12 protein-coding genes are annotated in these 12106 nt (G+C 37.2%); all 12 read right to left on the bottom strand.

Annotated elements, in window-relative coordinates; translation table 11 throughout:
* Window positions 1-39 precede the first annotated feature (39 nt).
* The gene (gene dpaB, locus ACFSFW_RS04635; RefSeq protein ID WP_304215539.1) at window positions 40-645 is read right to left on the bottom strand and encodes a dipicolinate synthase subunit B; all 606 of its coding nucleotides are present in this window, start codon (window positions 643-645) and stop codon (window positions 40-42) included.
* A 1-nt stretch (window position 646) separates the two neighbouring features.
* A complete protein-coding gene (gene dpaA, locus ACFSFW_RS04630; RefSeq protein ID WP_304215541.1) occupies window positions 647-1546 on the bottom strand; it encodes a dipicolinic acid synthetase subunit A in 900 nt (299 codons plus the stop codon).
* A gap of 260 nt (window positions 1547-1806) precedes the next feature.
* Window positions 1807-2067 (bottom strand): YlmC/YmxH family sporulation protein, encoded by a 261-nt coding sequence (locus ACFSFW_RS04625; RefSeq protein ID WP_099352466.1) that lies wholly within the window; start codon window positions 2065-2067, stop codon window positions 1807-1809.
* A 64-nt stretch (window positions 2068-2131) separates the two neighbouring features.
* Window positions 2132-3373, bottom strand: a complete 1242-nt coding sequence (locus ACFSFW_RS04620; protein ID WP_304215545.1) for a M16 family metallopeptidase — start codon at window positions 3371-3373, stop codon at window positions 2132-2134.
* 27 nt (window positions 3374-3400) lie between these two features.
* Window positions 3401-4390: a polysaccharide deacetylase family protein gene (locus tag ACFSFW_RS04615; protein WP_388035572.1), complete on the bottom strand. Its 990-nt coding sequence runs from the start codon at window positions 4388-4390 to the stop codon at window positions 3401-3403.
* A gap of 155 nt (window positions 4391-4545) precedes the next feature.
* Window positions 4546-6663 carry a polyribonucleotide nucleotidyltransferase gene (gene pnp / locus ACFSFW_RS04610; protein WP_304215550.1) on the bottom strand — a complete coding sequence of 706 codons (2118 nt, stop codon included), beginning with the start codon at window positions 6661-6663 and terminating at the stop codon, window positions 4546-4548.
* A gap of 187 nt (window positions 6664-6850) precedes the next feature.
* Window positions 6851-7120: a 30S ribosomal protein S15 gene (gene rpsO, locus ACFSFW_RS04605; protein WP_010282323.1), complete on the bottom strand. Its 270-nt coding sequence runs from the start codon at window positions 7118-7120 to the stop codon at window positions 6851-6853.
* A gap of 104 nt (window positions 7121-7224) precedes the next feature.
* Window positions 7225-8190, bottom strand: a complete 966-nt coding sequence (gene ribF, locus ACFSFW_RS04600; protein ID WP_304215552.1) for a bifunctional riboflavin kinase/FAD synthetase — start codon at window positions 8188-8190, stop codon at window positions 7225-7227.
* Window positions 8191-8219: 29 nt separating this feature from the next.
* Complete coding sequence (truB, locus tag ACFSFW_RS04595) at window positions 8220-9146, bottom strand: tRNA pseudouridine(55) synthase TruB (protein WP_304215554.1); 927 nt, start codon at window positions 9144-9146, stop codon at window positions 8220-8222.
* Window positions 9147-9248: 102 nt separating this feature from the next.
* Entirely contained in the window at window positions 9249-9614 is a 366-nt protein-coding gene (gene rbfA, locus ACFSFW_RS04590) for a 30S ribosome-binding factor RbfA (RefSeq protein ID WP_077617859.1), read from the bottom strand.
* 16 nt (window positions 9615-9630) lie between these two features.
* The gene (locus ACFSFW_RS04585) at window positions 9631-9909 is read right to left on the bottom strand and encodes a DUF503 domain-containing protein (RefSeq protein ID WP_099362979.1); all 279 of its coding nucleotides are present in this window, start codon (window positions 9907-9909) and stop codon (window positions 9631-9633) included.
* Window positions 9906-12101, bottom strand: a complete 2196-nt coding sequence (gene infB, locus ACFSFW_RS04580; protein WP_388035564.1) for a translation initiation factor IF-2 — start codon at window positions 12099-12101, stop codon at window positions 9906-9908. The genes ACFSFW_RS04585 and infB overlap by 4 nt, the downstream gene beginning before the upstream one ends.
* Window positions 12102-12106 lie beyond the last annotated feature (5 nt).

The raw sequence follows: 12106 nt of genomic DNA, 5'->3' as shown, positions 1-12106 counted from the left end.
AGAATTTTCATTCTTTCTCCTTTATTCAAAAAATTTTCGTTATTCTTCGCCGTCACGGAATCTTTCTACAATTACCGGTTGTAATTGCCTTCCTTCAATTGCTGCAGCAACAGTGTCCCTTAGCATTGTCATACGCGCAACCATTGAATTTGGCTTTTTCGTTGGGTCATCTTGGCCATACGGAATAAAGTATATATTTTTTGTTGCCATTAATCTCATTAAGTTAACACCATTTAAACCTAATGCGTCATTTGTGGAAATTCCCAAAACAACCGGAGATTGATTACGTAATGTTGCTTTAGCTGCCATTAAGACCGGAGAATCTGTTAACGCATTCGCGAACTTACTCATTGAATTCCCTGTAAGTGGTGCAATGACCATGCAATCAAGTGGAATTTTTGGACCTAATGGTTCTGCTTTTACAATCGAATCAATGGCTTTATTCCCTGTCGCTTTTTCAATTCTTTCAATCCACTCTGCGCCTTCTCCAAAACGTGTATTGGTTGATTGAACAGTCCAAGATACAACAGGGATCACTTCTGCACCCTCATCTACCAGTCTAACTATTTCTGGAAATACAGCATCGTACGTACAATGAGATCCTGTAAGACCAAATCCGATTCTTTTTCCTTTTAATGAAGTCATACTATTCTTTCTCCTCTCTTTGTTGTAATAACTCAAGAAGTAGTTGGGATAATACATTCGCAACAATTTGACCGGCTGTCTTTGGAGCGACAATACCAGGTAACCCAGGTGCTAATAATGCTTTAATCCCTCTTTTTTCTGCATATCTAAAATCAGTTCCCCCAGGCTTAGAGGCTAGATCAACAATCAATGTATGGGCAGGCATTTTCGAAATCACACTTGCGGTCACGATTAAGTGTGGGATCGTATTAATACAAACATCGACATCCTTAACCTCTTCAGCAATATCTGAAAGATGAAAAGGCGTTAATCCCATTTCCGTAATTCTTGCAATATGCTCTGTTTTTCTGGCACCCACTTTAACATTTGCCCCTAAAGCAGCAAAGCTTCTAGCAACACTCATTCCAACTCTGCCAAGGCCTAGTACTGCCACTCTTGAATTATGAATGGTTATATCAGTATGTTGAATCACCATCATAATGGTTCCTTCAACTGTTGGAATGGAATTATAGATCGCAACATCGTCTCTTTCAAATAAACGTACTAATTTTCGATTGGTTGCCTTAATAATCCCATCTAAATACGAATTGCTAATTCCCGAATAAACAACACAGTGATCAGGTGTTTGTGATAGAATATCTTCAGTTAAGACAACTGTTTCATTTGAAAAAATCGTTTCAACCTCTCCCGCACTGTTTGTTCCTGATACCGGTAAAATAATCGCATCTATATCTGTAAAGTCGATTTCGTCTAATCGTTCTTTTGAAGCTCCAGTGAATCCATGATCTAATTGATCAAATCCAATTAAAGAAAGCCTTGCATCTAATTCAATTAGTTTACGAATTACTTCCAACTGTCGTGCATCTCCACCTATAATAGCCACATGCATATCAGTTAACATACGTTTTATCACCTTCTTTTACCTAAAGTGAACCCCGAGTGTATGTTAGTCATCACGTCGGTGAACTTCGGTTTCTTCATTTCGTTTTTTGAGGGATAGCCCCTCAACAATCCATAAAATCACCATAATTTTATTTACTTCACCATACTATGAGGCATTGCTTAAATAGGTGAAAGAACAAGCTGAAATTTGCTCAGAATAACATTTTTCTAAAAAAAAGTGAAAAAACCCACGGAATCCCGTGGGTTAACATTGTATGACTATTCAGCTTCTTCTGTTCCAAAATCATCTGGAATATCAATGATGATCATATCTGTACCAATTTTACGTATATGCTGCCATGATACGCGAACTTCATTACCTTGTTTCTTTAGTCCAAACCATTTTAAAGACGGAATGATGAGTGCCTTTATTTGACCGGTTCTCTCATCAATTTCTAAATCAGTTTGACCTAAAACACCTAGTCTTTCAGCTCGTTTTACATCAACAATTTCTTTTCCACTTAATTCACTTAGCCTCAAAAAGACCACCCCTCACATGTCCTTTGTACAGTGTATGGAGTAGTCCACATTTTTAGAATCAAAATCAATTTGAAAGCTTAATCGGTAAATCATCTGTAGGGCTAATTAATGCAAGTGAAAAATCATCTGTGAAGACTCGTTCTGCCATTGCATTGACGCTATTTTCACTAACGGCGTTAATTTCATCTAAAATTTCATCAAGGTTTTTATGTTCCTTTAGTAATAATTCATTTTTACCGTTTCGGCTCATTCTACTGTTTGTACTTTCAAGTCCGAGCATAAGGCTACCCTTCATTTGCTCTTTGCTGTTCTTTAATTCCTTCTCAGTGATACCTTCTGCCTTAAGCTTTGCTAATGTATCCTGTATTGTTTCGAATAACAAATTAAGTTGTTTACTTCCTGTGCCCCCATAAATGGTGACCATCCCAGTATCTTTATAAGAGGAATGATAAGAGAATACAGAATACGCTAATCCTTTTTGCTCACGTACGTCTTGGAATAAACGGCTACTCATACTACCGCCAAGAATATTATTTAACACGATTAGGTCGTACACATCTTTATCTCCAATTTGTAAGCCATTAAAGCCTAAGCAAAGATGGGCTTGTTCGGTTTCTTTCTTTCGAGTGATCTTATTTGTATGGAATGAAGGTTTTTGCAACTCATATTTCGTCTGATTTCCTGAATAACTACCAAAGTATGCCTCAACCTCAGAAATAAAGTTCTCATCAATATTACCAGCTATAGACACGACCACATTTTCTGGAGTATACATAGCATTCATATATTGACGAAGTTTATCACCATTAAAGGTTTCCAATGTTTCTTCTGTACCTAGAATTGGATAACCTAATGGATGATTTTCATAAGTAGCTTTACTTAATAAATCATGGACGATATCATCTGGTGTATCTTCGTACATTTTAATCTCTTCTAGGACAACATTTTTTTCTTTTTTCAATTCTTCTTCATCAAAGTTCGAATTGAAGAACATGTCCGCTAGAACATCTAGTGCATATTTTGCATGTTCATCTAATACCTTTGCGTAATAACAAGTGTATTCTTTTGAGGTGAATGCATTTACCTGTCCACCAATACTATCAAAAGACTCCGCAATTTCTCTTGCAGATCTTGTTTTCGTACCCTTGAAAAACATATGCTCTAGAAAATGAGAAATACCATTATTCTCAGGGCTTTCATTTCGTGATCCTGTCCCAATCCAAACACCAATTGCAACTGATCGAACAGTTGGGATGTTTTCTAATACAATTCTTACACCATTTTGACAAGTATACTTTTTAATCAATGCTGGATTCCTCCTGTTCTTACACCACTACTTTTTCTTTAGTATGATACGTTCTTCGTTTAATAATGTAGAAACGTTGTCGATAGCAAGATCTTTTTGTTTAATAGATATAATTAATCTTTCAAGACTTTGAGCAGTTGGTGATGTTGGATGCATTAAAACCATGGCACCAGGATGGACTTTGCCCATTACCCTTTGAACTAAAACATGGGGTTGTGGACGCTGCCAATCGATTGTATCCACACTCCACATAATTGTTTTCATACCGAGTTCATCTGCAATTTTAACGACCTCATCACGGTAGCTTCCACTAGGTGGAGCAAAGAGGGTAGGCTTTTTCCCTGTAGCAGCCTCAATGACCTGATTTGTCTTCATTAATTGCTCTCTAACAAGATCTGAAGACAAGGTTTTCATATCAGGATGTGTATAGGAGTGGTTGCCTACTTCATGTCCAGCATCCACAATCATTTTAGCTAAATCTGGATTTTCCTTTACCCATCTTCCTTCTAAGAAAAAAGTTGCTTTTACATTATGCTTTTTTAACGTCGCAAGCATATCAGGAATATATTCATTCCCCCATGCAACATTTATGATAAATGACACAAGTGGTTTGTTTGGATTCCCGCGATAAATCGCGGACGAAGGTAAATCTTCAAGATGAACTTTAGGTGATAGCTGCTTATATACCAGCTTATTTTCATCAAATTCGCCTTCTTTTTTCATCTTTTCATATGAAGCTTTAATATCTACCTCTAGTCCATTTAGGCCAGGTGTCGCTTTCCAAACAGGGTCAATCTTCGCATCTTCTGCAGGAATACTATATTCAATTGCCTTTTTTTCAATTTCATTTAAAAGTTGGTCACCTTTGCTACTAACAGGGATTGCGTCAGCGCTTTCTTTTAAAGAACTTTCTTTTAATCCCTGAACGTAATCATTTGTGAACGGATTATGTAATGATCCAATTGAAACCAATAATATGCATATAAAAGCAATAAATTGTATATACCTTTTTTTCATAACAATCCCCCTCTTTACTAGAAAATATGTAAGGGAGGGACAAGGTAGAACACAAATTGAGAAAAGTGTAATAGCTAATGTTCAAACTTTAAAAACGATGTCATAATATAAATAAAAACCTAAAAAGCCCGGTTTACCAGGCTTTAGAAAGATTATTATTGTTGTTGCTTTTCTTTTTCTTTTTGTTCACGTAAAACGGCTTTTCTTGAAAGGTTTACACGACCTTGCTTATCAATTTCAGTGACTTTTACAAGGAGTTCATCACCAATTGAGACAACATCCTCAACTTTTCCAACTCGTTCTTCAGCAAGTTCAGAAATATGAACAAGTCCATCTTTTCCACTGAAAATTTCAACAAATGCGCCGAACTTTTCAATACGTTTTACTTTTCCAAGGTACATTTGGCCAACTTCTACTTCACGAACAATATCTTCGATGATTTTCTTGGCCTTCTGGTTCATTGCTTCATCAACTGAAGAAATAAAGACTGTACCGTCTTGTTCAATATCAATTTTTACGCCAGTTTCGTCAATGATCTTATTGATCTGTTTACCACTTGGCCCAATAACATCACGGATTTTATCTGGATTAATTTTTAATGTTAAGATCTTCGGTGCATATTTAGAAAGCTGAGTTCTAGGGGTTGTTAGTGTTGCTAACATTGAATCTAGAATTTGCATACGGCCTTTTTTAGCTTGCTGCAATGCTTCCTCAAGGATTTCACGTGAAAGACCCGCTATTTTAATATCCATTTGTAAAGCAGTTACACCCTTTGATGTTCCCGCAACTTTAAAGTCCATATCTCCTAGATGGTCTTCCATCCCTTGAATATCCGTTAATACTGTATAGTGCTCTCCTGATTTAATGAGCCCCATTGCAATCCCAGCTACAGGAGCTTTAATTGGAACACCTGCATCCATCATCGCTAATGTACTTGCACAAATACTCGCTTGGGAAGTAGAACCATTTGATTCTAATACTTCAGAAACCAGGCGGATCGTATATGGGAAATCCTTTTCATTAGGTACAACAGGTTCCAATGCACGCTCACCCAAAGCACCATGTCCAATTTCACGACGTCCTGGGCCTCTCATAGGACCCGTTTCACCGACACTGAATTGAGGGAAATTATAGTGGTGCATAAAACGCTTTGTTTCCTCTATACCTAACCCATCAAGAATTTGCACATCACCTAATGCGCCGAGTGTACAAATACTTAATGCTTGGGTTTGTCCACGTGTGAAGAGTCCAGAACCATGTGTACGAGATAATAATCCTACTTCTGATGAAAGTGGACGAATTTCGTCGATTTGTCTTCCGTCAGGACGAACTTTTTCGACAGTGATTAAGCGTCGAACTTCTTCTTTTACAAGTTTATTTAAAATTTCTTTCACTTGCTTAAGTGTCGCATCGTCAACTTCTTGTTCTGTGTATTCTGCTAAGATTGCAGCTTTTACTTCATTAATTGCATCTTCTCTTGCATGCTTTTCAGCAACTTGTACAGCTTTATTAATGTCCTCTTCCGCTTTCGCACGAATTTGTGCTTCTAATTCTGAATCAAGCTCGTAAAGGACAATCTCTCTTTTTTCTTTACCGATTTCAGCAACAATTTTTTCTTGAAAGGCAATTAATCGTTTAATTTCTTCATGTCCAAACATAATTGCTTCAAGCATCACTTCTTCAGGAACTTCTTCAGCACCTGCTTCAACCATATTGATCGCATCTTTTGTGCCGGCAACAACTAGATGGATATCGCTCATTTCCTGGTCTTTCACTGACGGGTTGATAATAAATTGATTGTCAACTCTACCAACAGTAACACCTGCTATTGGACCTTCAAATGGGATATCTGAAACAGATAACGCTAATGACGAACCAAACATTGCTGCCATCTCTGAAGAACAATCTTGGTCAACACTCATAACGATACTGACAACTTGAACTTCATTTCTGAATCCATCAGCAAATAAAGGTCGAATCGGTCGGTCTATTAATCGACTTGCTAGAATCGCCTTTTCACTTGGTCTACCTTCACGTTTAATAAATCCTCCAGGGATTTTCCCAACTGCATATAATCGTTCTTCATAGTTTACAGTAAGCGGAAAGAAATCCAATGGTTTTGGCTCTTTCGATGCTGTTGCTGTACTTAAGACAGCAGTCTCTCCATAACGAACTAATACAGCCCCGTTAGCTTGCTTTGCTAGTTGACCAACTTCAACGGTCAGCTGTCGGCCTGCCCAGTCCATGGAAAAAACTTGCTTTCCTTGTTCCATATAATAGTACCCCTCTCTAAATCACATTCAAATATATGTAATGATAGTATGAACTAATTTATTCGAACATATCAATACTCGTTAAATATGTAAAGTGAATTTTTGTTCAAATAGTAGAAATGGAGGAAAAAAATCCCTCATTTTTTAACCTAATAAAAAAGCGGGAATGCTCCCGCTTTTTCGTAGATTATCGACGTAGTCCAAGCTTGTTGATTAATTCACGGTAACGAGTTACGTCTTTATTACGAAGATATGTTAATAAATTACGACGTTTACCAACCATCTTTAATAGACCACGACGTGAATGATGATCCTTCTTGTGTGTACGTAAATGATCATTTAACTTATTGATTTGCTCAGTTAGGACAGCGATTTGAACCTCTGGTGAACCAGTGTCATTTTCATGAGTTTTGTACTCGCTGATAATTTCGTTCTTACGCTCTTGTGTGATAGCCATCCTATTCACCTCCTATTATAAGTATCCCCGATTACCTAGCAGACGTTGGTGATTCGAACTGCCACGCAATGGTTCTTTTTCATACTTAACTAGAATACAACTTTTTACGATAAAAAGCAAGTATGTTCGTCTATTTTCTCAAAGTATTCCTTTGCTTGTTCCTTATCAAGTCCAATTTGTTTCACCAATTCGTCAATGGAAGAAAACTTTCTTTCCGAACGAATTCGTTTGTGCCATTCAACAATAACCTTTTCCTTATAGATATCTTCATTAAAATCAAACAGATGAACTTCAATTGATGGCAACTTTACATTGTCATGAAAAGTGGGTTTAACCCCAAGGTTACATACTCCATTATACCATTTTGAACCAACTTTTAAACGAACAGCATACACGCCCATTTTAGGAATAATATAATCTTCATTCGTTTTAACATTTGCAGTTGGAAAGCCGATGGTTCTACCACGTTTTTCACCATCAACTACAATTCCATTTACTGTGTAAAATCTACCTAATAAAGGTGGAAGTTGGTCAACCTCACCACTCTGTATAAAATCCCGGATAAGCGTTGAACTTACCTTTTCATTATTAAAGGTTAATTTATCTACAGTTGTTTGGGTAAATCGTCCATTAGCATGTTCCGCAAGAGTTTCCATTGTTCCTTTTCCAAACCGTCCGTACGTAAAATCAAATCCTGCAACAACATGTTTTACATTAAGACCGATAATGTATTGCTCAACAAATTGTTGAGGCGATAGCCTCGCAAACTCAGATGTGAAATTGACTATATACAAATAGTCGATATCAAATTGAGCAAATAACTCTTCTTTATGATGCAAAGGAGTTATATATTCAACATGTGTAACATCTTTTTTTAGGACGATTGATGGATGAGGATCAAAAGACATAACAGAGCAGGCAATTCCTTGTTTCTCTGCTTCCTTTTTTGCAGTTTCAACAACTTTCTGGTGGCCTAAATGAACCCCATCAAAATATCCCAATGCCAATACTGTTGGTGGCAAATCTGTTTGATTAAAGGAATGTGGATGTGTGATATATATCGTCTTCACTTCTATTTCACCTTTTCTACACGAATAACCTATTTTAATTCTTGATTATTGACTAATACTTTAATAGGTTTTATCAAATTGGGTTTTTCTGGATGCATTTGATATATTGCTAGGATATCACCATTATGTAGGGTAGCAATAGGTTCTCCAACCTGGATATTATTTAACTCCTGTGGAACCGGCAAGACAGACCCATTTTTTACTTTCTCTGCTACTTTATCATTAATTATTAATTTGGGCAAATGGGAAAGAGCATCTTCAATTGATAGGAGATGTTCCTGAATGCGTCCATTTTTCACTATGCTTTCTAGTTCTTCAAGTGTCATACATTGTTGGAGTTTAAACTCACCAGAAGAGATCCTTATTAAATCAGACATATGAGATGGATACCCTAGCTTTTCACCAATTTGTACAGCGAGCGTTCGCACATACGTACCCTTACTGCAGGTGACACGGAAACGAAATGATACTGTATGATTGGTTTGAACAATATCGCTAAGTAGCTCCAACTTATGTATGGTAATTTTACGAGATGGTCTTTCAATTACCATTCCTTGTCTAGCATACTCATAAAGGCGTTTTCCATTGACTTTAACAGCAGAATACATTGGAGGAGTTTGAATGATTTCACCAGTTAACGAATGAAGTACATTCAACACTTCATCTTCGGTTATATCACGGTCTACTCTTTTTTCTTCTACCACTTCACCGGAGGCATCTTCTGTAGTAGTTGAGAAACCTATTTTCACTTCACCTTCATAGGTCTTATTAGCTGCGGTTACATATTCTACGATTTTAGTCGCTCTTCCTAAACATATTGGTAGAACACCCGATACGTCAGGGTCTAATGTTCCTGTATGTCCTACTTTTTTCATTTTCACTAACTTCCGAACCTTGAAGACACAATCATGGGAAGTCATCCCTTTTGGTTTATTAAGCAGTAAAATTCCATCCACTTAGAGCACTCCCCTAAACTTTTAGATAGGCGTTTTTTTATACACTTTTCTTAAATAGATTGAAAAAAGGGATAGACTTTATATTAAAGCCTATCCTCTACTCTATTCTCGGTTAGATTCTTGATTTGAATCTTTATTTATTTCATGTAGGATCGTTTCAATTCGATTCCCATAATCAATTGATTCATCAAATTCAAAAAGAATCTCAGGTGTTTTCCGTAAACGAATACGTTGACCGATTTCTGAACGGATAAAGCCTTTCGCTTTGGCAAGACCTTTTAATGTGTTTTGCCTTTGCTCTTCATCACCTAGAACCGAAATAAAAACTTTCGCTTGCTGAAGGTCTCCAGTAACTTGAACGTCAGTAACAGTTACAAATCCGATGCGTGGATCTTTTATCTTCCGTCCAATTATGTCACTCAATTCCTTTTTCATTTGTTCTCCAACACGATTTGGTCGTAAACTCATCTTTATATCACCTCGTTTATAACCACTCAAAATCGGTTACTGTTCGATCTAGTTCCGGGAACGAATCAATAAACTTTAGAGCATTGTTTAATTCGAGTTCAGAGTGCTTTCGACTTGAAGATACAGTAACAATGGCTAGTTTAGTGCGTTGCCATGTATCTTGATGGTCTACCTCCGCAACTGAAATATTAAACTTTTGTTTGAGTCGAGTAATGACACTTTGCAAAACGGCACGTTTTGCTTTTAAAGAATTCGCATCATAAATGACGCATTCACACTCTACATAGCCGATCAATGTCGATCAACTTCTTGCATCACGAATGCTTCAATGATATCTCCTTCTTTAATATCGTTGAATTTCGCAATTGTTATACCACACTCATAGTTTTGCGCAACTTCTTTCACATCATCCTTGAAACGTTTTAAAGTATCAATTTCTCCTTCAAAGATAACGACTCCATCACGAATTAGGCGAATTCCGCTGTCACGAGTGATTTTACCATCTGTTACGTAAGAACCAGCAATTGTACCAATCTTCGATACCTTGAAGGTTGTACGCACTTCTGCTTGCCCAATTACTTTCTCTTCAAATTCAGGGTCAAGCATACCCTTCATTGCAGATTCAATTTCTTCAATTACTTTATAGATAATGCGGTGAAGACGGATATCAACCTCTTCAGCTTCTGCAGTTCGTTTCGCATTCACATCAGGTCGTACATTAAAGCCGATTACAATTGCATTTGAAGCTGATGCAAGTGTAATATCGGATTCATTAATCGCACCGACTCCAGTATGGATAATCTTAACTTTAACACCTTCTACATCAATTTTTTGAAGAGAAGCTGCTAAAGCCTCAACAGAACCTTGAACGTCAGCTTTTACGATTAAGTTAATTTCCTTCATTTCACCTTGTTTAATATGCTCAAATAAATCTTCGAGACTTACTTTCACTTTGTCACTACGTTGCTCGACTAATTGCTTCTGAGCTCTGGCTTCTCCAACTTGTCGTGCTTTCTTTTCATCTTCAAAAACAACGAATTGATCACCGGCTTGTGGGACATCGCTTAGTCCAGTGATTTCAACTGGAGTAGAAGGACCTGCCTCCTTAACACGACGGCCTAAATCATTTACCATTGCACGGACACGACCAAATGTGTTTCCAACTACGATTGGGTCACCAATACGTAACGTTCCGTTTTGGACTAGTAGTGTAGCAACAGAACCTCTTCCTTTATCGAGCTTCGCTTCAATGACAGTACCTGTTGCTCTTCTCTTAGGGTTTGCCTTATATTCTTCAACTTCACTCACTAGAAGAATCATTTCAAGCAGGTTGTCGATTCCTTCTCCTGTTAACGCCGAAATCGGAACGAAGATTGTGTCTCCTCCCCAAGCTTCAGGAACTAAACCATGTTCAGTTAATTCCTGCATAACCCGATCAGGATTTGCTGTTGGTTTATCCATTTTATTCACTGCTACGATAATTGGCACCTCAGCAGCCTTTGCATGGTTAATCGCTTCAACTGTTTGCGGCATTACACCATCATCAGCTGCGACTACTAAAACAGTAATATCGGTAACCTGAGCACCTCTTGCACGCATAGTGGTAAAAGCAGCGTGTCCTGGTGTGTCTAAGAAGGTTATTTTCTTTCCGTTATCAACAACTTGATAGGCACCAATATGCTGTGTAATTCCACCAGCTTCCCCAGCCGTAACCTTTGTATTTCGGATGGAATCAAGGGTAGTTGTTTTACCATGGTCTACATGTCCCATGATTGTAACAATCGAAGGTCTTTCAATTAGATCTTCTTCTTTATCTTCCTCTACATACTGTTCGAATTCGGTAACGTCAAAGACGATTTCCTCTTCGACCGCAACACCATATTCAGAAGCAATTAATTCGATTGAATCTTTATCAAGCTCCTGGTTAATTGTTGCCATAACACCTAACATGAATAACTTTTTAATAATCTCAGAAGGCTCTTTACCTAATTTTTTTGCTAATTCCCCAACGGTTAATGAACCAATGAAAGTAATCTTTTCAGGTAATTTTTTTTCAGGCTTTGGTTGAACCGGTTGTTGTTGATGATTTGGACGGTTATTACCTTTTTGTCTGTTGTTTTTATTTCTTCTGTTATTATTGTTATGATTTGACTGAAAACCTTTTTTCTGTCCTTGATTTTCAGGCTTTTTAGCATCACGGTTTTTAGGAGTTGCAGGCTTATTCTTAACTTCTTTTTTGTCAGCCACTTTAGTTGTAGCATTATTATTAGCTGTTGGTTTTGAGTTATTATTTTTACTTTGCTCGCTTGTAGCCTTAGCAGTTTCTGTTTTTTTACCAAATGTTTGATCCAATTTTTTCAAAATATCTCCTTCAATTGTTGCCATATGATTTTTTACCTCTATGTCCATCTCTTTAAGCTTTGTAATAACTTCTTTACTTGAGATATTTTGTTGTTTTGCATATTCGTATACACGCATTCTACTCATATGTT

Source organism: Ferdinandcohnia salidurans (assembly GCF_042680725.1).
GTDB lineage: Bacteria > Bacillota > Bacilli > Bacillales > Bacillaceae_L > Ferdinandcohnia > Ferdinandcohnia salidurans.
The sequence above is the reverse complement of the archived record's forward strand: the minus strand, read 5'-3'. Positions and strand labels throughout refer to the sequence as shown.